Source organism: Streptomyces sp. NPDC005017 (assembly GCF_042873115.1).
Taxonomy (GTDB): Bacteria; Actinomycetota; Actinomycetes; order Streptomycetales; family Streptomycetaceae; genus Streptomyces.
In genome coordinates this window covers 159,835-183,634 of sequence record NZ_JBIALD010000010.1, presented here as the reverse complement: position 1 = coordinate 183,634, position 23,800 = coordinate 159,835, and the positions used below count along the sequence as shown (strand labels likewise).

The 23,800-nt window shown below is 72.7% G+C and carries 21 protein-coding genes and 1 pseudogene; 8 read left to right on the top strand and 14 right to left on the bottom strand.

What is annotated here, in order from left to right:
• Positions 1-127 precede the first annotated feature (127 nt).
• Genes ACFYR0_RS17740 through ACFYR0_RS17725 form a run of 4 tightly spaced genes read right to left on the bottom strand, consistent with a single transcriptional unit; the run spans position 128 to position 6,108 of the window.
• Positions 128-2,017 carry an acetyl/propionyl/methylcrotonyl-CoA carboxylase subunit alpha gene (locus tag ACFYR0_RS17740; RefSeq protein WP_389328215.1) on the bottom strand — a complete coding sequence of 630 codons (1,890 nt, stop codon included), beginning with the start codon at positions 2,015-2,017 and terminating at the stop codon, positions 128-130.
• Positions 2,018-2,022: 5 nt separating this feature from the next.
• Entirely contained in the window at positions 2,023-3,621 is a 1,599-nt protein-coding gene (locus ACFYR0_RS17735; protein ID WP_389328212.1) for an acyl-CoA carboxylase subunit beta, read from the bottom strand.
• A gap of 28 nt (positions 3,622-3,649) precedes the next feature.
• Complete coding sequence (locus ACFYR0_RS17730; protein WP_389328209.1) at positions 3,650-5,317, bottom strand: acyclic terpene utilization AtuA family protein; 1,668 nt, start codon at positions 5,315-5,317, stop codon at positions 3,650-3,652.
• On the bottom strand, positions 5,314-6,108 hold the full coding sequence (locus ACFYR0_RS17725; protein ID WP_389328206.1) for a TIGR03084 family metal-binding protein: 795 nt from the start codon (positions 6,106-6,108) through the stop codon (positions 5,314-5,316). Before ACFYR0_RS17725 ends, ACFYR0_RS17730 begins: the two co-directional genes overlap by 4 nt.
• 145 nt (positions 6,109-6,253) lie before the next feature.
• On the opposite strand from ACFYR0_RS17725, the pseudogene ACFYR0_RS17720 reads away from it, so the two are divergent.
• Both ACFYR0_RS17720 and ACFYR0_RS17715 read left to right on the top strand, forming a co-directional pair.
• Positions 6,254-6,418: pseudogene (locus ACFYR0_RS17720) on the top strand (XRE family transcriptional regulator); the annotation flags it as partial.
• Positions 6,370-6,492, top strand: coding sequence for a DUF397 domain-containing protein (locus tag ACFYR0_RS17715; protein WP_389328462.1), 123 nt, complete (start codon positions 6,370-6,372; stop codon positions 6,490-6,492). The pseudogene ACFYR0_RS17720 and the gene ACFYR0_RS17715, both read left to right, overlap by 49 nt.
• A 10-nt stretch (positions 6,493-6,502) precedes the next feature.
• Here the strand turns inward: ACFYR0_RS17715 and ACFYR0_RS17710 are convergent, their stop codons facing one another.
• The 3 genes from ACFYR0_RS17710 to ACFYR0_RS17700 all read right to left on the bottom strand — a co-directional run bounded on the left by ACFYR0_RS17710 (position 6,503) and on the right by ACFYR0_RS17700 (position 11,049).
• Positions 6,503-6,859 carry a DUF6247 family protein gene (locus tag ACFYR0_RS17710; RefSeq protein WP_389328203.1) on the bottom strand — a complete coding sequence of 119 codons (357 nt, stop codon included), beginning with the start codon at positions 6,857-6,859 and terminating at the stop codon, positions 6,503-6,505.
• 259 nt (positions 6,860-7,118) lie between these two features.
• Complete coding sequence (locus ACFYR0_RS17705; RefSeq protein WP_389328200.1) at positions 7,119-8,072, bottom strand: DMT family transporter; 954 nt, start codon at positions 8,070-8,072, stop codon at positions 7,119-7,121.
• Between the two features lie 94 nt (positions 8,073-8,166).
• Complete coding sequence (locus ACFYR0_RS17700; RefSeq protein WP_389328197.1) at positions 8,167-11,049, bottom strand: FAD-binding and (Fe-S)-binding domain-containing protein; 2,883 nt, start codon at positions 11,047-11,049, stop codon at positions 8,167-8,169.
• Between the two features lie 543 nt (positions 11,050-11,592).
• Between ACFYR0_RS17700 and serC the strand changes: the two genes are divergently transcribed.
• Entirely contained in the window at positions 11,593-12,711 is a 1,119-nt protein-coding gene (gene serC / locus ACFYR0_RS17695) for a phosphoserine transaminase (RefSeq protein WP_389328194.1), read from the top strand.
• 59 nt (positions 12,712-12,770) lie between these two features.
• Here the strand turns inward: serC and ACFYR0_RS17690 are convergent, their stop codons facing one another.
• The gene (locus ACFYR0_RS17690) at positions 12,771-13,589 is read right to left on the bottom strand and encodes an ABC transporter permease (protein WP_389328191.1); all 819 of its coding nucleotides are present in this window, start codon (positions 13,587-13,589) and stop codon (positions 12,771-12,773) included.
• Entirely contained in the window at positions 13,586-14,554 is a 969-nt protein-coding gene (locus ACFYR0_RS17685; RefSeq protein WP_389328187.1) for an ATP-binding cassette domain-containing protein, read from the bottom strand. Before ACFYR0_RS17685 ends, ACFYR0_RS17690 begins: the two co-directional genes overlap by 4 nt.
• A gap of 85 nt (positions 14,555-14,639) precedes the next feature.
• On the opposite strand from ACFYR0_RS17685, the gene ACFYR0_RS17680 reads away from it, so the two are divergent.
• The gene (locus tag ACFYR0_RS17680; protein WP_389328184.1) at positions 14,640-15,413 is read left to right on the top strand and encodes a TetR/AcrR family transcriptional regulator; all 774 of its coding nucleotides are present in this window, start codon (positions 14,640-14,642) and stop codon (positions 15,411-15,413) included.
• Positions 15,414-15,483: 70 nt separating this feature from the next.
• On the top strand, positions 15,484-16,236 hold the full coding sequence (locus tag ACFYR0_RS17675) for a sporulation protein (protein WP_389328181.1): 753 nt from the start codon (positions 15,484-15,486) through the stop codon (positions 16,234-16,236).
• Between the two features lie 60 nt (positions 16,237-16,296).
• Here the strand turns inward: ACFYR0_RS17675 and ACFYR0_RS17670 are convergent, their stop codons facing one another.
• Positions 16,297-17,277, bottom strand: a complete 981-nt coding sequence (locus ACFYR0_RS17670; protein WP_389328178.1) for a WD40 repeat domain-containing protein — start codon at positions 17,275-17,277, stop codon at positions 16,297-16,299.
• A 124-nt stretch (positions 17,278-17,401) separates the two neighbouring features.
• Here ACFYR0_RS17670 and ACFYR0_RS17665 point away from each other — a divergent pair, with 124 nt between their 5' ends.
• On the top strand, positions 17,402-18,082 hold the full coding sequence (locus tag ACFYR0_RS17665) for an SGNH/GDSL hydrolase family protein (RefSeq protein WP_389328174.1): 681 nt from the start codon (positions 17,402-17,404) through the stop codon (positions 18,080-18,082).
• A 50-nt stretch (positions 18,083-18,132) separates the two neighbouring features.
• Positions 18,133-19,122: an aldo/keto reductase gene (locus ACFYR0_RS17660; protein ID WP_389328171.1), complete on the top strand. Its 990-nt coding sequence runs from the start codon at positions 18,133-18,135 to the stop codon at positions 19,120-19,122.
• Positions 19,123-19,253: 131 nt separating this feature from the next.
• On the opposite strand, the gene thpR is transcribed toward ACFYR0_RS17660, so the two are convergent.
• The 3 genes from thpR to ACFYR0_RS17645 all read right to left on the bottom strand — a co-directional run bounded on the left by thpR (position 19,254) and on the right by ACFYR0_RS17645 (position 21,833).
• Positions 19,254-19,826 carry an RNA 2',3'-cyclic phosphodiesterase gene (gene thpR, locus ACFYR0_RS17655; RefSeq protein WP_389328168.1) on the bottom strand — a complete coding sequence of 191 codons (573 nt, stop codon included), beginning with the start codon at positions 19,824-19,826 and terminating at the stop codon, positions 19,254-19,256.
• A gap of 146 nt (positions 19,827-19,972) precedes the next feature.
• Positions 19,973-21,370 carry an MFS transporter gene (locus ACFYR0_RS17650; RefSeq protein WP_389328165.1) on the bottom strand — a complete coding sequence of 466 codons (1,398 nt, stop codon included), beginning with the start codon at positions 21,368-21,370 and terminating at the stop codon, positions 19,973-19,975.
• Positions 21,371-21,395: 25 nt separating this feature from the next.
• Positions 21,396-21,833: a MarR family winged helix-turn-helix transcriptional regulator gene (locus tag ACFYR0_RS17645; RefSeq protein ID WP_389328162.1), complete on the bottom strand. Its 438-nt coding sequence runs from the start codon at positions 21,831-21,833 to the stop codon at positions 21,396-21,398.
• Between the two features lie 175 nt (positions 21,834-22,008).
• Here ACFYR0_RS17645 and ACFYR0_RS17640 point away from each other — a divergent pair, with 175 nt between their 5' ends.
• Positions 22,009-22,191 (top strand): ribbon-helix-helix protein, CopG family, encoded by a 183-nt coding sequence (locus ACFYR0_RS17640; RefSeq protein ID WP_389328159.1) that lies wholly within the window; start codon positions 22,009-22,011, stop codon positions 22,189-22,191.
• A gap of 43 nt (positions 22,192-22,234) precedes the next feature.
• On the opposite strand, the gene ACFYR0_RS17635 is transcribed toward ACFYR0_RS17640, so the two are convergent.
• On the bottom strand, positions 22,235-23,686 hold the full coding sequence (locus ACFYR0_RS17635) for an NCS2 family permease (RefSeq protein ID WP_389328156.1): 1,452 nt from the start codon (positions 23,684-23,686) through the stop codon (positions 22,235-22,237).
• Between the last annotated feature and the right edge of the window lie 114 nt (positions 23,687-23,800).

The window sequence follows — 23,800 nt, the reverse complement described above, 5'->3', positions numbered from 1 at the left end:
TCGGACTTTCCGTCGTGGGTGGCTGGTCGCGCAGTTCCCGCGCCCCTAAAAGACGGGTGGCTCGCGCTCACGCGGCGGAGTCGCATGTCGATACAGGCCCGCGCCCCTAAAAGCGGGTTGGTCGTGCTCACTCGGCGGAGTCGTGAATCGGTACGGGCCCGTGCCCCTGAGCGGCGTCGCTCTCGACCACGGCCAGAAGTGCTCCCATCTCCACCTGCTGGCCGGGGGCGGCGTGGAGGGCTGCCAGGGTTCCGGTCGCCGGGGCGGTGATTTGATGCTGCATCTTCATCGCCTCCAGCCAGATCAGGGGGTCGCCCGCCTTTACGGGTGAGCCGGGGGTGAGGCCGTCGGCGACTCGGACGACCGTGCCCGGCATGGGGGCCAGCAGGGAGCCGGGGGCGTGCTGGGTCTCGGGTTCGGGGAAGCGGGGCAGGGCGCGCAGGGCCGTGTCGTTGACGTGGATCCGGTCGCCGTAGGCCGCGACCTCGAACTTGCGGGCCACTCCGTCGGTTTCGAGGACGACGAGAGAGGCGCTCGCGTGGACGACTCGCACGCCGTCCGCCCGCAGTCCCTCTCGGGTCCACGCGTAGCGGGCCTCCACCTCCTCCCCCGCCAGCTCGTAGCGCCTGAGCTGCGGCCGGGAGGGGACGTTGCGCCAGCCGCCGCCGAAGCGGGAGCCGCGGTGGGCGGCGTCGGCGAGGGCGGCGGCCAGCGGGGCGAGCGGGTCGCCCGGCGCGCCGAGGTCCGCGAGATGGCGGTCGTAGAAGCCGGTGTCCATGCGGGCCGAGGCGAACTCCTCGTGCCGCAGGGACGCCAGCAGCAGCGCCCTGTTGGTGACGGGGCCGTGCAGGGTCAGGCGTTCCAGGGCGCCGGCCAGTCTGCGGACGGCCTCGGCCCGGGTCGGGGCGTGGGCGACCAGCTTGGCGAGCATCGGGTCGTAGTGGACGCCGATGGCGTCGCCGTCGGTGTAGCCGGTGTCCAGGCGGACGGCGCCGGGGGCGGTGAGGCGGTGCAGGGTGCCGGTCTGGGGGGCCCAGTCGCGGGCCGGGTCCTCGGCGTAGAGGCGGGCCTCGACGGCGTGGCCGCGGGCGGGCGGCGGGTCCTGTGCGAGCGCCTCGCCCTCGGCGATCCTGATCTGCTCCGCGACGAGGTCGAGGCCGAAGATCTCCTCCGTGACGGGGTGTTCGACCTGGAGGCGGGTGTTCATCTCCAGGAAGTGCGCCCGGCCGTCGGCGACGAGGAACTCGACGGTGCCCGCGCCGACGTAGTCCACGGACCGCGCGGCGCGGACGGCCACCGTGCGCAGTTCCTCGGCGAGTGCGGCGGACAGGCCGGGTGCCGGAGCCTCCTCGATCACCTTCTGGTGGCGGCGCTGGAGGGAGCAGTCGCGGGTGCCGAGGGCCCAGACCGTGCCGTGGGTGTCGGCGAGGATCTGCACCTCGACGTGGCGGCCGTTCTCGACGTAGGGCTCGGTGAACACCTCGCCGTCGCCGAAGGCGCTCGCCGCCTCGGCGCGGGCGCCCTCCAGGGCGGCTGTCAGGTCCTCCAGGCGGCGTACGACGCGCATGCCGCGCCCGCCGCCGCCCGCGGCGGCCTTCACCAGCACCGGCAGATCGGCCTCGGTGACCTCGGTGAGCGGGGCGATGCCGAGGAGCTGCTTGGCGCGGGTCTTGGACGCCATGGCCTCGATGGCCTCCGGCGGCGGCCCGATCCACACCAGTCCGGCGTCCAGGACGGCCCGCGCGAAGCCGGCGTTCTCGGAGAGGAAGCCGTAGCCGGGGTGGACGGCGTCGGCGCCCGCGGCGAGGGCGGCCTTCACGACGAGGTCGCCGCGCAGATAGGTGTCGGCGGGGGCCGCGCCCGGGAGTCGTACGGCCGTGTCGGCGACGCGCGCGTGCAGGGCGTTCGCGTCGGCGTCCGAGTGCACGGCGACGGTACGGATGCCCAGCTCACGGCAGGTACGGAAGACGCGGCAGGCGATCTCGCCCCGGTTCGCGACCAGAACAGAAGTAATCATTCGTCTCACATCCGGAAGACGCCGAAGCCGCCGCGCACGCCCTCGAAGGGCGCGGTGTGGACGGCGGACAGGCACAGGCCTAGGACGGTGCGGGTGTCGCGCGGGTCGATGACGCCGTCGTCGTAGAGCCGCCCGGACAGGAACATGGGCAGCGACTCCGACTCGATCTGCTGCTCCACCATGGCGCGCAGGGCGGCGTCCGCCTCGTCGTCGTACGGGTGCCCCTTCGCGGCGGCGGACTGCCGGGCCACGATGGACAGCACGCCGGCGAGCTGCTGCGGGCCCATGACGGCCGACTTGGCGCCGGGCCAGGCGAACAGGAAGCGCGGGTCGTAGGCGCGGCCGCACATGCCGTAGTGCCCGGCGCCGTAGGAGGCGCCCATGAGGACGGACAGGTGCGGGACCCTCGAGTTGCTGACCGCGTTGATCATCATCGAGCCGTGCTTGATGATGCCGCCCTGCTCGTACTCGCGGCCGACCATGTAGCCGGTGGTGTTGTGCAGGAAAAGCAGTGGGATGTCGCGCTGGTTGGCGAGCTGGATGAACTGGGCGGCCTTCTGCGACTCCTCGCTGAACAGGACGCCCTGGGCGTTGGCGAGGATGCCGACCGGGTAGCCGTGCAGGGTGGCCCAGCCGGTCGCCAGGCTCGTCCCGTACAGCGGCTTGAACTCGTCGAAGTCGGAGGCGTCGACGATCCTCGCGATCACCTCGCGCGGGTCGAAGGGGACCTTGAGGTCGCCGGGCACGATGCCCAGCAGCTCGTCGGGGTCGTACTTGGGCGGCTCGGCCGGGCCCGGATCGCCGTACGCCTTGCGGTGGTTGAGGCGGGCGACCACCCGCCGCGCCTGCCGCAGGGCGTCGTGCTCGTCGACGGCGAAGTAGTCGGCGAGGCCGGACACGCGCGCGTGCATGTCGGCGCCGCCCAGCGACTCGTCGTCGCTCTCCTCGCCGGTCGCCATCTTCACCAGCGGCGGGCCGCCGAGGAACACCTTGGCCCGCTCCTTGACCATGATCACGTGGTCGGACATGCCGGGGATGTAGGCGCCGCCGGCGGTGGAGTTGCCGAACACGACGGCGACCGTGGGGATTCCGGCGGCGGACAGCCGGGTGAGGTCCCGGAAGATCGCACCCCCGGGGATGAAGATCTCCTTCTGGGAGGGCAGGTCGGCGCCGCCCGACTCCACGAGGCTGATGCAGGGCAGCCGGTTGGCGAGCGCGATGTCGTTGGCCCTGAGCGCCTTCTTCAGCGACCAGGGGTTCGAGGCACCGCCGCGCACGGTCGGGTCGTTGGCGGTGATCAGGCACTCCACGCCCTCGACCACGCCGATCCCGGTGACGAGCGAGCCGCCGACGGCGTACTCGCTGCCCCACGCCGCGAGGGGCGACAGCTCCAGGAACGGCGTGTCCGGGTCGAGCAGCAGCTCGATGCGCTCCCGTGCGAGCAGCTTGCCGCGCTTCCTGTGCCGTTCGATGTACTTCTCACCGCCGCCCGCCAGCGCCTTGGCGTGCTCGGTGTCCAGCTCGGCGAGCTTGGCGAGCATGGCCTCGCGGTGGGCCCGGTACTCCGTGCTCGCGGGGTCGAGGGCCGAGGACAGGACCGTCACAGCAGGGCCTCCAGCGGTTCGGGGGCGGTCACAGAAGTACCTCCGGGATGTCCAGGTGGCGGGAGCGCAGCCATTCGCCGAGGGCCTTGGCCTGCGGGTCGAAGCGGTGCCGGGCGGCGACGCCCTGGCCGAGGACGCCCTCGACGACGAAGTTCAGCGCCCGCAGGTTCGGCAGCACGTGCCGGGTGACCGTCAGGTCGCGGCTCTCGGGGATCAGCTCCCGGAACCGGCCGGCGGTCAGTTCGTGCGCGAGCCAGCGCCAGGCGTCGTCCGTGCGCGCCCACACGCCGACGTTGGCGTCGCCGCCCTTGTCGCCGCTGCGGGCCCCGGCGACCAGTCCCAGGGGCGCGCGGCGCACCGGCCCGGCGGGCAGCGGTACGGGCAGCGCGGGCTCCGGCACGTCCCCGGGTACGAGGGTGAGGCCCGGCGGCGGCACGGGGACGCGCCTGCCGTCGTCCAGCACGGCGACATGGCCGACGGTCTCCTGAGGGACGTACGCCGCCTCGAAGACGCCGTAGGGCGTGCCCTTCCCGGGCAGGTCGGCGACGTGGAAGCCGGGGTAGCTCGCGAGGGCCAGTTCCACGGCGGCACCGCCGAGCGCCTTGCCCACGGCGGCCTGGTCGGGGTCGCGCACGACGAGCCGCAGCAGGGCGCTGGCGGTCTCCTCGGTGGCGGCGTCGCCGTGGTCGGTGCGGGCCAGCTCCCAGCGGGCCTCGGCGATCTTGGCGAGGGCGGGCTCCAGCTGCCGCCGCACCAGCGCCGCCTTGGCGTCGACGTCGAGGCCGGTGAGCACGAACACGACCTCGTTGCGCCAGCCGCCGAGGGTGTTGCGGCCGACCTTGAGGGTCGGCGGCGGGGCCTCGCCGCGCACGCCCTCGACACGGACCCGGTCGGAGCCTTCCTGGGTGAGCCGTACGGAGTCCAGACGGGCGGTGACGTCCGGGCCGGCGTAGCGGGCGCCCTGCGTCTCGTACAGCAGCTGAGCGGTGACCGTGCCGACGTCGACGAAGCCGCCGGTGCCGGGGTGCTTGGTGATGACGCTGCTGCCGTCCTCATGGATCTCGGCGAGCGGGAAGCCGGGGCGGGTGACGTCGCCCTCGGTGAAGAAGGCGTAGTTGCCGCCGGTGACCTGGGGGCCGCACTCCAGCAGATGCCCGGCGACGACCGCGCCCGCGAGCCGGTCCAGGTCGCCCGGACCCCAGCCGAAGTGCGCGGCGGCCGGCCCGGTGACCAGCGCGGCGTCCGTGACGCGCCCGGTGACCACGATGTCCGCGCCCTGCCTCAGGCACTCGGCGATACCGAAGCCGCCGAGGTAGGCGTGCGCGGCGAGGCTGCCGGGGTGGGCGGCGGTGAGGTCGTCGCCCTCGACGTGGGCGACCCGGACGGGAAGCCCGAGCCGCTCGGCCAACTCCCTGACACGCAGCGCCAGTCCGGCGGGGTTCAGCCCGCCCGCGTTGGAGACGATCCGTACCCCGCGCTCCCGGGCCAGGCCCAGACACTCCTCCAACTGCCCCAGGAACGTACGGGCGTACCCGGCGCCGGGGTCCTTCAGCCGGTCCCGGCCGAGGATCAGCATGGTCAGTTCGGCCAGGTAGTCGCCGGTGAGGACGTCGAGTTCGCCGCCGGTGAGCATCTCGCGCATCGCGTCGAAACGGTCGCCGTAGAAGCCGGAGGCATTGCCGATGCGCAGCGTCACGCCCCGGCCCCCTTGGGCTTGCGGCCCTCACCGGGCGGCCCCGCGAAGGCCTGCGCGACGTCCAGCCAGCGGTCGGCGTCCGCGCCGGCGGCGGTGAGGGCGACGTCGTCCCGGTGGGCCCGCTGGGTGACCAGCAGGCAGAAGTCGAGCGCGCTCCCGGTGACCCGCTGGGCGGCGTCCTCGGGCCCGTAGACCCACAAGTCCCCTGCCGGAGCGACGAGTTCGACACGGAACTCCTCCGTCGGCGGGGTCAGCCCGTGCACGCCGAACGCGAAGTCGCGGGCGCGGACGCCGATCCGGGCCACATGCCGCAGCCGGTCGGTCGGCGGCCGCACGACGCCCAGCGCGTCGGCCACGTCCTGGCCGTGCGCCCAGGTCTCCATCAGCCGCCCGGTGGCCATGGACGCGCCCGACATCGGCGGCCCGTACCAGGGGAAACGGGCGCCGGGCGGCGCAGCACGCAGGGCCTGGTCCAGGGCCCGGCGCCCCTCCCGCCAGCGGGCGAGCAGCTCGGCGGGCGCCAGCGCGGCACCCGCGTCGGCGCCGTCGTCGACGAACGACCCGGGCGCCTTCAGCGCCTGCTCCACCAGCGCGGTGAAGCCGTCGTGGTCGGTCACGGCCAGCAGGGCCGAGTGGTCGGTCCAGGCCAGGTGGGCGATCTGATGGGCCACGCTCCAGCGGGGCGCGGGGGTGGCCGTGGCCCACTCCCCCGGCCCCAGCCCGGCCACGAGCCGGTCGAGCTCCTCGCTCTCGGTACGCAGATCGTCGAACACGGGCGTCGGATCGGACACGGGTTCGCTCCCCTCCGGGGTGTCGTGGTGGGGAGCATGGCAGCGACACCAGAAACAATCAAGCGTGCTTGCATTAATTAGTTCTCCACATCCCCGCACCTTTTCGCAGTTGCATGGCTACGCTCGGTGACAGGAGGTGGTCACCGTGCACATCCGCGAACTCGACCCCAGCGCATCCCCGTTGGACTACTACGGCTACGAACTGCGCCGCGCGCGAGAGGCGGCCGGGCTGACCCAGAAGGCCCTGGGCTCGATCGCCTTCTGCACGGGCTCCCTGATCGGCCAGATCGACTGGCCGTCCGCGACTCCAAGGCCAAGGACGGCCCGGCACTCGCCTTCCCCGCAACCGCCTGGTCGGCCTTCCTGGGGTCGGTGAAGAACTGAAGGGTCGGCGTCAGGCCGCCCCTGAAGCCGCCTCGCGGTAGAGCGCGCTCGCGGTGGTGAGGTGCTCGCGTGCCTCCTCCGGGGCGGTGGCGATCCGGGCCGGGTACACCGCGTGGCGGTACCGCTTCGCCGCCTCCGGATGCCGCTCGATCTCGATCAGAGCGGCCCAGTGGGCGAGCCAGGCGTGCACGGGTGCCAGCGAGCCGCGCTCGACGGCCTCGTCCAGCGCCTGGTCCTTGGCCCTGCCATAGGGCCGGGAGGAGCGCGGGGCCACGACGGCGCAGGCCGCCCGCAGGGCGGCCGGTGACCGCTCGGGGCGAGGGATCACGGGCCGGCCGAGCGCCGGGCCCGGGTTGGTTCGGAGCACGGCTCCGACCCTATGGCCCTTCTGACGGATCTCCGCGGCGTCGCGACGCCCGGCACGCACTCCCCCACCGTCTCAAGGGCGTGGGAGGTACCCCCAGCCGCACGGCGCGAAGGGACAGGTGGCGGCTCCGCCACACGACCCTCCGCACCGCACGCCGATCGCCCGCACCGGACGCCGCTCCTACTCCCACGGAGATCCGTCGGAAGGGCCCTGGTCGCGCCCCACCGGCCGGACTTCCGCCGGTCAGCAGCCGAGGCCGCTACTCCACAGGCGCCTTCCGGCGGCCCACCTGTGTCCGCACCGCGCCCATGCTCGCGGCGATGACGAGGGCTATCGCGGCGGACTGGGTGGTGGTGAGGGCCTGGTCGAGGATGAGGAAGCCGGCTGCCGCGGCGATGGCCGGTTCCAGGCTCATCAGGACGGCGAAGGTGTGGGCGGGGAGGCGGCGCAGGGCGAGGAGTTCGAGGGTGTAGGGCAGGACGGAGGAAAGGATCGCCACGCCCGCGCCGAGGGCGATGGTCACCGGGTCGGCGAGCTTCGCGCCGGACTCGGCGAGGCCCAGGGGGAGGAAGAGCAGGGCGGCCACGGCCATGGCCAGGGCGAGGCCGTCGGCCTGCGGGAAGCGGCGGCCCGTGCGGGCGCTGAAGACGATGTACGCCGCCCACATCGCGCCCGCCCCCAGCGCGAACGCCACACCCACCGGGTCGAGCCCGCCGAAGCCTCCACCGCTGAGCAGGAACACCCCCGCGAGGGCCAGCCCGGCCCAGACGAGGTTCACCGCGCGCCGGGAGGCGATCACGGACAGGGCGAGCGGGCCGAGCACCTCCAGGGTGACGGCCGCGCCGAGCGGGATGCGGTCGACGGACGCGTAGAACAGCCCGTTCATCGCGCCCATGGTGATGCCGAAGACGACCACCGTGCCCCAGTCGGCACGCGAGTGGCCGCGCAGCCGGGGCCGGCACACGACCAGCAGCACGACCGCCGCGACCAGCAGCCGCAGGGTCACCACGCCGAGCGCGCCGGCCCGCGGCATGAGCGTCACGGCGAGCGCCCCGCCGAACTGCACGGAGATCCCGCCCGCCAGCACCAGCCCGACGGGCCCCAGGGAACCCAGCGAGCCGCCGGGTCGCCGGCCGGGCTTGCCCGCGCTCACCGGCGCGGACGCCGCCGTGGACGCCGGGGCCGGCGTGGGAGTGGTGCTCGAAGTGCTCACGGGGCTTCCTGAGGCTGGGCGCGGACATGATCATGTTCATCACGATGCACTTACCAGTCCACAGTAATGGACTCACGTCAGGCGTGTACAGCCCTCACACCCCTGACTCCCCGTCGGTCGGGCCCTCCGCCAGGCCCTCCGCCAGGATCTCCGCGAGATGCCGCCCCCGCACCCCGCCCACCTGCTCCAGCTGCGTACGGCAGGAGAACCCGTCCGCCAGCACCACCGCCCCCGCCGGGGCCGACCGCACGGACGGCAGCAGTCGCTCCTCCGCGCAGGCCACCGACACGTCGTAGTGCCCGCGCTCGAACCCGAAGTTCCCGGCGAGACCGCAGCACCCGCCGGACAGCTCCCCGCTCAGGCCCGCCGCCGCCCGCAGCCGCCGTTCGGCCGCGTCGCCGAGGACCGCGTGCTGATGGCAGTGGGTCTGCCCGGTCACGGGCCGGTCCAGCACCGGCGGCCGCCAGCCGGGCGCACACCGCTCCAGCGCCTCGGCGAACGTGACCACCAGTCCGGCCAGCCGCGCCGCCCGGGGATCGTCCGCGAGCAGCTCGGGCAGATCGGTGCGCAGCGCGGCCGCGCAGCTCGGCTCCAGCACGACGACCGGCGCCCCGGAGTCGAGGACCGGCTCCATCAGGTCAAGGGTGCGGCGCAGCACCGTACGGGCACGGTCGAGCTGCCCGGTGGAGACGTACGTCAGCCCGCAGCACACGCGCCCCCGGCGCACGCCCAGCAGCGCGGCGGCGGACCGGGTGCGCCCGTCCGCGAGCCGCCGCCCGCGCGGCAGCAGCGTCGGCGGCAGCGCCACCCGCAGCCCGGCCGCCTCCAGCACGCGTACGGCCGCCCGCCCCACGGACGGGGACAGGTGCTCGGTGAAGGTGTCCGGCCACAGCACCACCAGGGCACCCGCACCCGCGCCCTGCTCGCGGCGGCGCCACCAGCGGCCGAACGGCTCGGCCGCCAGCCGTGGGATCTCCCGCTCGGCCGCGACACCGCCGAGCCGCTTGGCGAGCCGGGAGAGCGGCCGTACGCCCGCCAGAGCGTTGAGCACGCGGGCCGCCCGCAGCCGGGCCGCCCACCGCAGCCACTCCGGCAGCCGCCCCATGACGATGTGCGCGGCCGGGCGGCGGCGCCCCGCGTAGTGGTGGTGCAGGAACTCCGCCTTGTACGTGGCCATGTCGACGCCGACCGGGCAGTCCGAGCGGCAGCCCTTGCAGGACAGACAGAGGTCCAGGGCGTCACGGACCTCGGTGGACCGCCAGCCGTCGGTCACCAGTTCCCCGGCGAGCATCTCGTGCAGCAGCCGGGCCCGCCCGCGCGTGGAGTGCTCCTCCTCTCCGGTCGCCCGGAAGGACGGGCACATCACGGAGGGACCGGCCGACGACGTCGTACGGCACTTGGCGACGCCGACACAGCGGCGGACGGCGGCCGAGAAGTCGCCGCCGTCGGCCGGGTAGCCGAAGGCCACGTCGACGGGCCGGCGGGGCAGGACCGCGAACCGCAGGTTGGAGTCCAGGGGGGCCGGGCGGACCAGGACGCCCGGGTTGAGCAGGTCTTCGGGGTCCCACACGGCCTTGGCGCGCTCGAAGAGGGCGACCGTCTCGGGGCCGTACATCACCGGCAGCAGCTCGGCACGCGCCTGCCCGTCACCGTGCTCGCCCGAGAGCGAACCGCCGTGGGCCACGACCAGACGGGCCAGATCCCCGGAGAAGCGCCGGAAGCGGGCCACCCCGGCCTCACTCAGCAGATCGAAGTCGATGCGGACATGAACACAGCCGTCCCCGAAGTGACCGTACGGCGTCCCGCGCAGCCCGTGCGCGGCCAGCAGCCCCCGGAACTCACGCAGATACCCTCCGAGCCGCGCGGGTGGTACTGCGCAGTCCTCCCAGCCGGGCCAGGCTTCCGTACCGTCCGGCATACGTGTCGCCGTGCCGGCCGCGTCCTCACGGATGCGCCACAGCGCCCGCTGCCCGACCGGATCGCTCACCACCATCGCGTCGAGGCAGTCGGCCGCACGGACGATCGCGTCCGCACGCGCGCGTGCCTCCCCCTGCGTTTCCCCGCCGGTCTCCACGAACAGCCAGGCCCTGCCGAGCGGCAGATCGGCGAGCGACGGCACCAGATCGGCGGCCATGCCCTCCACGGTCAGCGGCCCGTACGGCAACAGCCCGGCCGCCGCCTCCGCCGCCGCGCTCTCGTCGACGTATCCGAGCACCGCGAGGGCACGCGCGCGGGGCACCTCCACGAGACCGACGACCGCCTCCGTCAACACGCCCAACGTCCCCTCCGATCCGCAGAAGGAGCGGGCGACGTCCACACCCCTCTCCGGCAGCAGCGCGTCCAGGGCGTACCCGGAGATGCGACGGGGCAGCGCAGGAAAACCGGTCCGCAGCCGCGCCAGCTCCCCCTCGGCCAGCTCCCTCAGCCCGGAGGGCGCCCCGGCCCAGCCCTTCCCGAGCCGCAGCCGCTCACCACGCGTGGTGACGACATCCAGCTCCCGCACGTTGTCCGCGGTCGTGCCCCAGGCCACCGAGTGCGAACCGCAGGCGTTGTTGCCGATCATCCCGCCGAGGGTGCAGCGGCTGTGCGTGGAGGGGTCCGGCCCGAAGCGGAGCCCGTGCGGGGCGGCGGCCTCCTGGAGCCGATCGAGGACGAGCCCCGGCTGGACGACGGCCGTCCGGCTCTCGGGGTCCAGGCCGACCAGCCGGTTCATGTACCGCGTGAAGTCGAGGACGACGCCCGTCCCGGTCGCCTGCCCCGCGATGGACGTACCGCCGCCCCGCGGCACGACCGGCACGCCGTGCTCGCGGCACACCGCCAGTACGGCCGCCACGTCGTCGGCGTCCCGAGGGGCGACCACCCCTACCGGGACCCGGCGGTAGTTGGAGGCGTCCATGGTGACGAGGGCACGGGAGGTGACGTCGAAACGGACGTCGCCGCGGACTGAGGAACGCAGGGCGGCCTGCAACTCGGGCATGCCGCCACTCAACCAGCCGTGAGGCGAGGGACGTCGGGAAGCCGCGGCGTTTCGCAACTCGGCGTCAGCGAGGTGCCGCCCGGCGGTTGCTGAAGCGGGGGCGGTGCGCAACTCGGCGTCAGCGACGTACCGCCCGGTGGGGGCTGAGGACGGGGCGGTGCGCAACTCGGCGCGACGAGGTGCCGCAGCGCCCACCCGTGCCGCCCTTAGCGGCACGCATGCCCGCAGCGGCGCCGCGTACGGCGGCAAGGGGACGGGGCGGGGGGTGTCCGCCCGCAGCGGCCGCCGTCAGACACCAGAACCCCCGTAAGCAACCAGTCCGGCGGACCGAGGACGGATACCCCCCCCCCCGGCCCCGCACCACCACCCCACCGAACGCGCCACGCCGACCCCCACCGGACAGGAACGGGCCGCCGCAGGCACTCCCAGCCCGTCCGGCGCTTGAGGACAAGGGGGCACAGCCCCCAGCCCCTCGACACGCACCCCGTCTCACGCGACGGACGACGTTTCACCGAGCCGACCCCCACCGGCTACGCTCCCCCCGTGGCTGAGATCCAGATTCCCGCTGACATCAAGCCCGCCGACGGACGTTTCGGCGCGGGTCCCTCCAAGGTGCGGACGGAGGCGCTGGACGCCCTGGCCGCCACCGGCACGTCCCTGCTCGGCACCTCCCACCGCCAGGCCCCGGTGAAGAACCTGGTCGGCCAGGTGCGCGAGGGCATCTCCGAGCTGTTCTCGCTGCCCGAGGGCTACGAGGTGATCCTCGGCAACGGCGGCTCGACCGCGTTCTGGGACATCGCCACCCACGGCCTGATCGAGAACAAGTCGCAGCACCTGAACTTCGGCGAGTTCTCCTCGAAGTTCGCCAAGGCGGCCAAGCTGGCCCCCTGGCTCGCCGAGCCGGACGTCATCGTCTCCGAGCCGGGCACGCACCCCGAGGCCGTCGCGCAGGAGGGTGTGGACGTCTACGCCCTCACCCACAACGAGACCTCCACCGGCGTGGCCATGCCGCTCAAGCGCGTGGCCGACGCCGACGAGGGCGCCCTCGTGCTGGTCGACGCGACCTCCGGCGCGGGCGGCCTGCCGGTCGACATCGCCGAGACGGACGTCTACTACTTCGCCCCGCAGAAGTCCTTCGCCTCCGACGGCGGCCTGTGGATCGGCGTGTTCTCCCCGGCGGCGATCGAGCGCGCCGAGCGGATCCACGCGTCCGGCCGGCACATCCCGGAGTTCTTCAGCCTGCCCACGGCGATCGACAACTCCCGCAAGAACCAGACGTACAACACCCCGGCCCTGTCCACCCTCTTCCTGCTGAACCAGCAGCTGGAGTGGATCAACGGCCAGGGCGGCCTGGACTGGTCGGTCCGCCGCACGGCCACCTCCGCGCGCACGCTGTACGGCTGGGCAGAGGACGTGAAGTACGCCAACCCGTTCGTCACCGACCCGGCGAAGCGCTCGGCGGTCATCGGCACGATCGACTTCACCGACGACGTGGACGCGGCCGCGGTCGCCAAGGTGCTGCGCGCCAACGGCATCGTGGACACCGAGCCCTACCGCAAGCTCGGCCGCAACCAGCTGCGCATCGCGATGTTCCCGGCGATCGACCCGGCGGACGTCGAGGCGCTGACGAAGTGCGTGGACTACGTGATCGAGAAGCTGTAACCGTCACCGGTACGACGAAGGGGCGCCCGCCAGGACGGCGGACGCCCCTTCGTCGTCTCTCAGCGGCCAAGACCCCGGAACCGCCGGACGGCCAGGGGCAGGAACACAGCCGTGAGGACGACGGGCCACACCCCCGCCATCAGCAGCGCGTGCTGTTCCACCCAGGAGTCACCGGCCCCGGCGGGCGTGCCGAACAGCTCACGGGTGGCGGCGGCGGTGGAGGAGATCGGGTTCCACGCGGCGACCCACCCCAGCCAGTCGGGCATCAGCTGCGGGGCGACGAAGATGCTGGAGATCATCGTTAGCGGGAAGGCGACCGCGAACAGCCCGCCCGCGGCCTCCGGGTTGGGCACCAGCAGGCCGAGCCAGACGCCGAGCCAGATCAGCGCGAACCGCAGCCACAGCAGCAGCCCGAAGGCGGCGAGGAAGCCGAAGCCGCCGTCCGGCCGCCAGCCCATGGCGAGGGCGGTGAGCACCATGATGGCCAACTCGGCGCAGGCGATCAGCAGATCGGTGACCCCGCGCCCGGCGACCACGGCCGAGGACGCCATCGGCATGGAGCGGAACCGGTCGATGACCCCCTTGGTGGAGTCGTACACGACGACGGTCGCGGTGTTGATGAAGCCGAAGGCCATCGTCATCACGAACATGCCGGGCATCAGGAACTCGGTGTAGTCGCCGCCGCCCGGCACGGTCATCGCCGAGCCGAAGACATACCCGTACAGCAGTACCGACAGGATCGGGAAGCCGAGCTGCCAGGCGATGTTGACGGGCTGGCGCTGGTAGTGGGTCAGACCGCGGCGGACGATGTTCCAGCAGTCGGCGAGCGCCCAGTGGACGCGTCCGCGGCGCGGGGCGGTGAGGTCCGGGGCGCTCATACGGCCGCCTCCTCCTTCTCGGTGCGGTGTCCGGTCAGGCGCAGGAACACGTCGTCGAGGCTCGGCCTGCGCAGTCCGATGTCCTCCACCCGCACGCCCTCGTCCTGAAGGGTGCGGGCCACCTCGGTGAGCGCGGCGACCCGGTCCGTGACCTGGGCGTGCACCCTCAACTCGGCCTCGTCCGAATCGGGTTCGCCGTCACAGACCCGGGCGACGGTCTTCACGACCCGGGGGATGTCCGACCGTTCGGCGACGACGACCTCGATGCGGTCGCCTCCCACCGCGCTCTTCAGGCCGTCGGGGGTGTCGTCGGCGATGGCCCGCCCCTGGTCGATGACGGTGATCCGGGAGGCGAGCCGGTCGGCCTCCTCCAGGTACTGGGTGGTCAGCAGCACGGTCGTGCCGCCCGCCACCAGCGCCCGTACGGACTCCCAGACCTCGCCGCGGCTGCGCGGGTCGAGCCCGGTCGTCGGCTCGTCGAGGAACAGCACGGCCGGAGCGAGGATCATCGAGGCGGCGAGGTCGAGGCGGCGCCGCATGCCGCCGCTGTACTTGCCGACGCCCCGGTCGGCGGCGTCGGTGAGGTCGAACCGCTCCAGCAGTTCGCTCGCACGGGACTTCGCGAGCCTGCCGCCCAGGTGGAACAGCCGCCCGAACATCTCCAGGTTCTGCCGGCCGGTGAGCACCTCGTCGACCGCCGCGTACTGCCCGGTCAGTCCGATCCGCGCGCGCACCTCGCGCGGCTGCCGGGCCACGTCCAGGCCCGCCACCGTGGCGCTGCCCCCGTCCAGCCCGACCAGCGTGGACAGGATGCGCACGGCGGTCGTCTTGCCGGCGCCGTTCGGCCCCAGCAGGCCGTGCACGGTGCCCTCCCGGACGGTCAGGTCGAAGCCGTCCAGGGCGCGCTTGTCGCCGTACCTCTTCTCCAGCCCGTGCGCCCGTACCGCGTATCCGTCGTCGTCCATAGCCCCTCCTTCAGAACTGAGTACACCGTACCCGATTACGCGTACGCCGTACTCAGTTTTTCGGCGGGGTCCTAGACTGGCCCGCATGACGAGCGGTGACAGCGGTACGCAGGCCAGCGGCAGGGGTGACATCGTCCGCACCCTCGAACTGCTGTGGGACACCGGACACCGGCCCACCCGGGGGCCGAAACCGGCCCTGTCGCTCGACCGGATCGTGGACGCGGCCGTCCGGGTCGCGGACGCAGAGGGCCTAGCGGCGCTCTCGATGCGACGGGTGGCCACCGAGCTCGGCACCGGCGCCATGTCCCTGTACCGCCACGTCCCCGGGAAGGCCGAGCTGCTCGACCTGATGCTGGACCGCGTCCAGGTCCCGTCGCCGGAACTCACCGCCACCGCCCCCGAGGACGGCTGGCGGGCCGCCCTGGAGGCCTCGGCCCGCGGACTCCTCGGCCTCTACCGCCGCCACCCCTGGCTGCTGGGGGTCAACCAGTACCGCCCGATCCTCGGTCCCAGCGCCCTCGGCGGCATGGAGGAGGTGCTGACCCGCATCAAGCCGCCCATGGGGCTGACCGACCCCGAGCTGGTCTCCGTGATCATCATGATCGACGCCTACGTCGTGGGCGCCGCCCGCACCCAGCTGTACGCCCAGGAGGCCGAGCGGCACACCGGCCTGACCGACGCCGAGTTCTGGCAGGCGCAGTACCCGTTCCTCGAACGGGTCATGACGAGCGGCCGCTACCCCGCCCTCGCCTCCCTCTCCGAGGACGCCTTCGGCCCCGAGTTCGACCACTTCGAGTTCGGACTGCAACGGATGCTCGACGGCCTCGAGTCGCTGGTGTCACAGCGCGCCCGGAATTGATCATTTCGGCATAGGCTCCCGGAACGACGGCCCGCGAACGGACCGTCACCAACGGGAGGGGACCCGCCACATGGCACTTCGCACGTTCCTGCGCACGCTCGGCTCCAACGCCCCGACGGTGGACACCGTGGTCGACACCGAGCGCGTCCTGCCCGGCGCCCCGCTCGACCTCACCGTCCGGCTCCGCGGCGGCGGCGCCGACCTCGACGTGGAGCGGCTGCGCCTGGAGCTCGTCGTCCGGGCCGAGGACCGCGAGGTGGACGGCTCCACCGCCTGGAACCACCCGTACGCCGTCACCGCCGTCACCGAGGAGCCCTTCCGACTCCCGGCCGGGGCGGAACTCGCCCGCCAGGTCCGCGTCGACGTGCCCTGGACCATGCCGTTCACCCACGCCCGCGGCGAGCGCCTGCGCGGCAGCCGGGTGGCCGTGCGCACCGAGCTGGCCGTCGACGGGGCCGTCGACCGCGGCGACTTCGACGAGATCGAGGTGCACGCGCTGCCGGCGCAGGACATGCTCTTCGACATCTACGAGGACCTGGGCTTCCGCTTCCACGAGTCGGAGGTGAAGGTCTTCTCCCAGGCCTGGCCCGAGCGCTACAAGGCCCGCCGCTCCACGGACTACTGGCAGGAGCTGGACTTCCACTTCCCCGAGTCCTGGGACTACCAGGGCTGGGAGCTGGAGACCGTCCTCATCGCCTTCGCCGAGGAGATGGACGTCCACCCGGGCGGCAACCCGCCGGTGACGCTCGCCTACGCGGACATGGACCGGGAGAAGTGGGCGCGGGCCGTCGAGGAGCACGTGCGCCGGCACTGGAACAGGTGAGCACGGCTCACCGGCCCGGGCCCGGCGCACCTCGGCGCCGGGCCGCCGGGCCCCCGGTCCCTACGAGCGCCGCCTCCTGAGCCGGGTGACGCCGAACAGGCCGAGGGCGACGGCGCCGACGACGACGTACTCGACGCGCAGGCCCGGCCCGCCCTCGTCGCCGTCGGCGGCCGCGCCCGAACCGCCGCCGGACGAGGGCGAGTCGGAGCCGCCGGGGCCGCCGGGCGCGTCCTGCGCCTCCACCGCGCTGCCGGCGCCCTCCATGCCGAGCATCAGCTTCGTGCCGTCGGCCGAGTAGCTGACGGACTCACCCTGGCCCAGCGGCACGCTGACCCGCTCCAGCCGCCGGGGCTTGCCGTCGTTCCAGTCGTAGGCGATGCCGCCCAGGTAGCCGCGCACGACGAACCGCTCGCCGTCCGGGGAGAAGGCGGCGTCGGTGGCCCACAGGTCGATCGGGGCGACCCGCTCGAACATGTTCGTGCCGGTGGGGGACAGCGGGGCGCGGGCGGTGTAGAGGTGCCCGCCGTCCTCGTTCTTGTCGATGAGGTAGACGTCCCCGGTCTTCGGGTGCACCAGGATCGACTCGGCGTCGCGGGGGCCGTCGGCGTACTTGACGACGTACTGGGTGGCCCGCACCGACTGGTCCTTCAGCTCCTTGGGCTCGGGGAGCCTGTACACCCAGACGTGTTCCCAGGTGCCGCCGAGGTTGTCGCCGATGTCGCCGACGTAGAGCTGGTTGTCGGGTCCCATGGCGATGCCCTCCACGTCGCGCGGGGCGCCGACGCCGGTCATGGTGACCGTGGCGACGGTCTCGCCGGTGGCGCTGTCGACGGCGTAGAGGAAGGCGCCGGTGTCCTGGTCGTTGTGGGTCCAGTAGACGCCCGGGTGCTGCCGGGAGGCGGTCAGGCCGCTGGACTCGGTGATGCGCGGGTCCTTGATGGTGAACCCCTCGTCCCCGTCGGCGGCGGAGGCGGGCTGGGCGAGGCCCACGAGCAGGCAGGCGGCGGCCGCGGACAGCACGGCGGCGAGGGATCGGCGCATGCGCTCAAGCCTGCCACCTCGGCGGCGGTTTGATCGGCCCGGGGACCGCGCGGGACCTGCCGGGTGGTGGTCCTCACACCGCCAGGGGACTCCGGCGGGACGTCCGATCCTCCATGATGAGCGGATGCTCAGGTTCATGCCCGTAGGCGACTCGATGACCATAGGCAGCGCGGGCGAACACACCTGGCGCCACCGGATGTGGCAGCACCTGCGCGACACCCACGGCGGGCCCTTCGCGCTGGTCGGCCCCCGCGAGACGCTCCACGACCCGGCCACGGGCGAGCCCACCTCCCACGAGTACGCCGACCCCGGCTTCCCCCGCGCCCATCTGGCCGGCTGGGGCGAGGGCTGGCTCCACATGGCCCCGCTGATCGCCGACGCGGTCAGGCGCTGCCGGGCCGACGTCCTGCTGGTCTCGCTCGGCCTGATCGACCTGGGCTTCTACACCAACGCCGAGCAGACCGCGGAGAACGTCCGCGCCTTCGTGACGGCCGCCCGGTCGGCCAACCCCCGGATCCGCATGGTCGTGCTGCCGGTCATCCCGAACGTCCGGGCCCAGGACGACGCGGACTTCGCCGAGCAGGTCGCGCAGTTCAACGTGCTGCTGGCCAAGGAGATCGCCGACCTCGACGAACCGGGCTCCCCGCTGCTGCTGGCCTCGGTCGGGGAGTCCTACGACCTCCTCACCGACACCTACGACGGCACCCACCCGAGCGCGAGCGGCGAACACAAGCTGGCGGCGGCCTTCGCGGAGGCGATGCACCAGGCGTGGGGGCTGGGAAACAGGTACACGCCGAACCCGTGAAGCAACGGCGGGTCTTGCCTAGAGCGCACTCCAGGCCGTTGGCTGGGGACATGGAGTACACACAGCTCGGACGCACCGGACTCAAGGTCAGCCGACTGGTCCTCGGCACGATGAACTTCGGCCCCCAGACGGACGAGGCCGACAGCCACGCCATCATGGACGCGGCGCTGGACGCCGGCATCAATCTTTTCGACACGGCCAACGTCTACGGCTGGGGCGAGAACAAGGGCCGCACCGAGTCGATCATCGGCAGCTGGTTCGCCAAGGGCGGCGGGCGCCGCGACAAGGTCGTGCTCGCCACGAAGGTGTACGGCAACATGGCCGCCGACGGCGAGGCCTGGCCCAACCACGACAAGCTGTCCGCGCTCAACATCCGGCGGGCCGTGGACGCATCGCTGAAGCGGCTGGGCACGGACCACATCGACCTGTACCAGTTCCACCACGTCGACCGGTCGACGCCGTTCGAGGAGATCTGGCAGGCCGTCGACACCCTCGTCGCCCAGGGCAAGATCCTCTACGCCGGGTCCAGCAACTTCCCCGGCTACAAGATCGCCCAGGCCAACGAGACCGCGGCCCGGCGCGGCTCCTACGGCCTGGTGAGCGAGCAGTGCCTCTACAACCTCTTCGAGCGCCGCGCCGAGATGGAGGTCGTCCCGGCCGCGCGGGAGTACGGGCTCGGCGTCATCCCGTGGTCGCCCCTGCACGGCGGACTGCTGGGCGGGGTGATCCGCAAGGAGGTCGAGGGCGGCCGGCGCGCCGGCGGCCGCACGGCCGAGGCACTCACCGACACGGCCGTACGGACGCAGGTGCAGGCCTACGAGGAACTGCTCGACAAGCACGGGCTGGAGCCCGGCGAGGTCGCGCTGGCGTGGCTGCTCACCCGGCCGGGAGTGACGGGGCCGATCGTGGGCCCGCGCACCGCGGAACAGCTCGGCTCCGCGCTGCGGGCCGTCGAGCTGGACCTCGCCCCCGAGCTGCTCGCCGAGCTGGACGAGATCTTCCCCGGCCCGGGCCCCTCCCCGGAGGCCTTCGCCTGGTAGGCGCGAAGGCAGCGCGATGCGGCGGCCTGGTCTACTTCCCCACGGCCGCCGCCATCGCCACGACTACGAACATCAGCACGAGCGCACCGGCCATGATCCGGTTCCTGGTCTTCGGGTCCACGGCACCGAGCCTAACCGGACGCGCCGAGCGGCAGTCGGGCGACCGCCTCGTAGCGGGGCTGCTCGCCGGGCACTCCGGAGACGGGCAGGCTGCTGCGCACCAGGGCCAGCTCGCCCACCGTCCAGGTGCTGCCGGTGAAACGGGCGAGCAGGTCGAGCTGGGGCCGCACGTCGACCGCGTCGCGGCTGCGGGCCACCGTGAGGTGCGGGGTGTAGCGCCGGTGGGCGCCCATGTCGACGCCCGCCCTGCGCGCCGCCGCCTCACTGCGGTCGGCGAGGCGCCGCAGCGCCTCCAGATCGCCCTCGGCCCCCGCCCACAGGGCCCGGCCGTGGCCGAACTGGCCCCCTCCGCGCACGGCCAGCGGGAAGGGGTCACTACGGTGCGCGGCCCGCTCCAGCCGCTCCGACAGTTCCGGTACGACGGTGTCGTCGACCTCGCCGTAGAAGGCCAGGGTGAAGTGCCAGCCCGGGCGGCCGGTCCAGCGCAGCCGGTCGGCACCGGGCAGCTTCTTCAACTCGGCGACCTCTGCGGCCAGTTCGCTGATCGCGTCGGTGGGGGGCAGCACGGCGGCGAAGAGTCTCATAGGGGCCACCCTGCCACCGGCGGGGACCGGAGGCTGCCGACCGGGGCGGGCCCGCCGCCTCCGGTCCCCGCCCGGTCCCGCAGATCCCGCCCGCCGCCTCCGGCCCCGCCCGGGGCCGCAGATCCCGCCCGGGCGGCCGCCGCGGGTCACGCCACCGCGGCCAGCTCCTCGCGCCGCTCGCGCGGCACGAACCGCACCACCGGGTGGCCGTGCGCCCAGCCCACCGAGAGCCGCAGTCCGCCCGTGCGGGCCAGGACCAGCCCGATCACCGCGGCCGCGAGCGCGGCGACGGCGCCGCCCGCCGCGAGGCCGACGCGCGGGCCGTAGGTGTCCGTGACCCAGCCGACGATCGGGGCCCCGATCGGCGATCCGCCGAGGAACACCATCATGTAGAGCGCCATCACCCGGCCGCGCATGGCCGGGTCGGTGGCCATCTGGATGCCCGTGTTGGCCGTGACGTTGATCGTCATGCCGAACAGGCCCAGCGGGATCATCAGCAGCGCGAACATCCACAGGGCGGGGCTCGCGGCGGCGACGATCTCGACCAGGCCGAAGACCATGGCCGCCACGCTCATCACCCGCAGCCGGGCCGTGCCGCGCCGGGCGGCCAGCAGCGCGCCGGCGAGCGAGCCGACGGCCATCAGGGTGTTGAGGAGGCTGTAGGTGCCCGCGCCGCCGTGGAAGACGTCGTCCGTGAAGGCCGACAGATAGACCGGGAAGTTGAAGGCGAAGGTGCCGACGAACCCGACGAGCACGATCGGCCAGATCAGCTCGGGCCGGCCTGAGACATGGCGCAGGCCCTCGCGGAGCTGGCCCTTGCCGCGCGGGGCGCGTTCCACCACGTGCAGTTCACGGGCCCGCATCAGCAGCAGTCCGGCGACCGGTGCCACGAAGGACAGGCCGTTGAACAGGAACGCCCAGCCCGTGCCCACGCCGGTGATCATCAGGCCCGCGACGGCGGGGCCGACCAGCCGGGCGGACTGGAAGTTGGCGGAGTTCAGGCTGACGGCGTTCTGGAGCTGGTCGGGGCCGACCATCTCGGTGACGAAGGACTGCCGGGCCGGGTTGTCGACCACGGTGGCGAGTCCGACGGCGAGGGCGGCGACGTAGACGTGCCAGACCTCCACCCGGCCGGTGAGGGTCAGCAGTGCCAGGGCCAGGCCGGTGACGGCCATCGCGGCCTGGGTGACCAGCAGGGTGCCGCGCTTGGGCAGCCGGTCGACGAGGACGCCGCCGTAGAGGCCGAGCAGCAGCATCGGCAGGAACTGGAGGGCCGTGGTGACACCCACGGCGGTGGCCGAGCCGGTGAGGCTGAGGACCAGCCAGTCCTGGGCGATGCGCTGCATCCAGGTGCCGATGTTCGACACCGCCTGGCCCAGGAAGAAGAGGCGGTAGTTACGGATTCCCAGCGAGGCGAACATCGAGGTCCGGCGACGGGCCTCGGGCGGTGGTGCGGGGGTCCGGCGGACGCCCCCGGCCGGGGGCGAGTCGGAGTCGTGGGTGGTCGGTGCGGGGGCGGAGTGTGCTCCGGGTCCCGTACTCAAAAGGGTTCGCCTCCTCGGTGTCTGCTTACAGATGCGCGAGCTTCTCCAGCACGGGGGCGGCGGCGCGCAGTTTCGCCCACTCGTCCTCGTCGAGGTCCTCGACCAGAGCCGCCAGGAAGGCGTTGCGCTTGCGGCGGCTCTCGTCGAGCATCGCCTCGGCCTGCTCGGTGCGGGTGACCACCTTCTGGCGTCGGTCCTCGGGGTGCGGCTCGAGCCGGACCAGGCCCTTGGCCTCCAGCAGCGCGACGATGCGGGTCATCGACGGCGGCTGGACGTGCTCCTTGCGGGCCAGTTCGCCCGGGGTCGCCCGGCCGCAGAGGGACAGGGTGCCCAGCACCGACATCTCGGTGGGGCTCAGCGACTCGTCGACCCGCTGGTGCTTGAGTCGGCGGGAGAGCCGCATCACGGCGGAGCGCAGGGAGTTCACGGCGGCAGCGTCGTCGCCATGGGTGAGGTCCGGCATGTCATTAGCGTAACTCATTACTCTCGCTAAAGACCACTCGGGGCACGCCGGGACACCCGTGACCCGTGCCACTCGAACGCCCTCGTCATCCGGGCTAACGCGAGGTCACCCATATGAGTGAGAGGGTGGCGAAAAGCCACCCATCGGGCGCCCGCATGCCGCGACTCTCGTACGCATGGGGACCAGCGTGCTCAGCCTGCGCATAGACGGGGAGCTGCTCGAACGGCTCCGGCATCATGCGGCGAAAAGAGGAATGAGCGTCCAGGACTATGTGGTCCGGACGCTCATCCGCGACGACTTCGACCAGCGGTTCCAGACCGCCGTCGAGGAGACCGAGAAGTTCTACGGCCACGCCTGAGGCGCCCCGCGACGGCCTTCCGCCGAAGCCCCGGCCGCCTCCGTCAGGTGAGCTGGAGGGCGGGCATCAGGTAGTAGAAGAGGAACACGGCGGAGACGACGTACATCGCCACCGGGACGTCCTTGCCCCGGCCGGCCGCCAGCCGCATCACCACGAAGGTGATGAAGCCCATGCCGATGCCGTTGGTGATCGAGTACGTGAACGGCATCATCACCATGGTCACGAAGGCCGGGACGGCGATCGTGTAGTCGGCCCAGTCGATGTCCTTGACCGAGCCCGCCAGGATCAGGAAGCCCACCGCGAGCAGCGCCGGGGTGGCGGCCTGGGACGGGACCATCGTGGCGACGGGCGTGAGGAACAGCGCCAGCGTGAACAGACCGCCGGTGACGAGGTTCGCGAAGCCGGTGCGGGCGCCCTCGCCGACACCGGCGGTGGACTCCACGAAGGCCGTGGTGGCCGAGGAGGAGCTGGCACCGCCCGCGGCGACCGCGAGGCCGTCGACGAAGAGCACCTTGTTGATGCCGGGCATCTGGCCCTGGGCGTCGGTCAGCTTGGCCTCGTCGCTGACGCCCATGATCGTGCCCATCGCGTCGAAGAAGCACGACAGCAGCACGGTGAAGACGAACAGGACGCCGGTGAGCACGCCGACCTTGCCGAAGCCGCCGAACAGGCTGACCTCGCCGACCAGCCCGAAGTCGGGGGTGGCGACCGGGTTGCCCGGCCACTTCGGGGTGGTCAGACCCCAGGAAGGGATGTGCGCGACGGCCTCGATGACCATCGCGAGGGCGGTCATGGCGACGATCGAGATCAGGATCGCCCCGGGCACCTTGCGCACGATCAGGGACAGGGTCAGCAGGGCGCCCAGGATGAAGACCAGCACCGGCCAGCCGTTGAGGTGACCGTCCAGGCCGAGCTGGAGCGGGACCGTGGTGTGGGCGGCGTCCGGGATGCGGGAGACGAAGCCGGCGTCGACCAGACCGATCAGCATGATGAACAGGCCGATACCGATCGAGATCGCCTTGCGCAGCCCGAAGGGCACCGCGTTCATCACGCGCTCGCGCAGACCCGTGGCGACCAGCAGCATCACCACGAAGCCGGCCAGCACGACCATGCCCATGGCGTCCGGCCAGGACATCCGCGGGGCGAGCTGGAGGGCGACGACGGAGTTCACGCCGAGGCCGGCGGCCAGCGCGATCGGGACGTTGCCGATCACGCCCATGAGCAGGGTGGTGAACGCGGCCGTCAGCGCGGTGGCCGTGACCAGCTGGCCGTTGTCGAGCTGGTGGCCGTACACGTCCTTCGCGCTGCCGAGGATGATCGGGTTCAGCACGATGATGTAGGCCATCGCGAAGAAGGTGGCGAAACCACCGCGGACCTCGCGGGACAGGGTGCTGCCGCGCTCGGAGATCTTGAAGAAACGGTCGAGGGCGCCGTAGGCCGGCGCGCCGCCGGGCTGCTCCGGAGCGGGGACCTTGGCGGGGGCCGAGGTGGGCATTTGTTGGTTCCTACGAACAGAAGTGGTCAGACATAAACGGTTTCAGTATGAACATATGAGGTTCTCAGCCGCCATCTCCGCGCGTAGACCCGGTTCGGGGCGTGCAGCCGCGGG

Coding starts and splice junctions, on each gene's coding strand:
- ACFYR0_RS17670 (WP_389328178.1), bottom strand. CDS start 17,277: ATGCGCCGATCCCTCGCCGCCGTGCTGTCCGCGGCCGCCGCCTGCCTG.
- ACFYR0_RS17700 (WP_389328197.1), bottom strand. CDS start 11,049: ATGCCCGAGTTGCAGGCCGCCCTGCGTTCCTCAGTCCGCGGCGACGTC.
- ACFYR0_RS17665 (WP_389328174.1), top strand. CDS start 17,402: ATGCTCAGGTTCATGCCCGTAGGCGACTCGATGACCATAGGCAGCGCG.
- thpR (WP_389328168.1), bottom strand. CDS start 19,826: ATGAGACTCTTCGCCGCCGTGCTGCCCCCCACCGACGCGATCAGCGAA.
- ACFYR0_RS17660 (WP_389328171.1), top strand. CDS start 18,133: ATGGAGTACACACAGCTCGGACGCACCGGACTCAAGGTCAGCCGACTG.
- ACFYR0_RS17645 (WP_389328162.1), bottom strand. CDS start 21,833: ATGCCGGACCTCACCCATGGCGACGACGCTGCCGCCGTGAACTCCCTG.
- ACFYR0_RS17640 (WP_389328159.1), top strand. CDS start 22,009: ATGGGGACCAGCGTGCTCAGCCTGCGCATAGACGGGGAGCTGCTCGAA.
- ACFYR0_RS17740 (WP_389328215.1), bottom strand. CDS start 2,017: ATGATTACTTCTGTTCTGGTCGCGAACCGGGGCGAGATCGCCTGCCGC.
- ACFYR0_RS17680 (WP_389328184.1), top strand. CDS start 14,640: ATGACGAGCGGTGACAGCGGTACGCAGGCCAGCGGCAGGGGTGACATC.
- ACFYR0_RS17675 (WP_389328181.1), top strand. CDS start 15,484: ATGGCACTTCGCACGTTCCTGCGCACGCTCGGCTCCAACGCCCCGACG.
- ACFYR0_RS17685 (WP_389328187.1), bottom strand. CDS start 14,554: ATGGACGACGACGGATACGCGGTACGGGCGCACGGGCTGGAGAAGAGG.
- ACFYR0_RS17690 (WP_389328191.1), bottom strand. CDS start 13,589: ATGAGCGCCCCGGACCTCACCGCCCCGCGCCGCGGACGCGTCCACTGG.
- ACFYR0_RS17635 (WP_389328156.1), bottom strand. CDS start 23,686: ATGCCCACCTCGGCCCCCGCCAAGGTCCCCGCTCCGGAGCAGCCCGGC.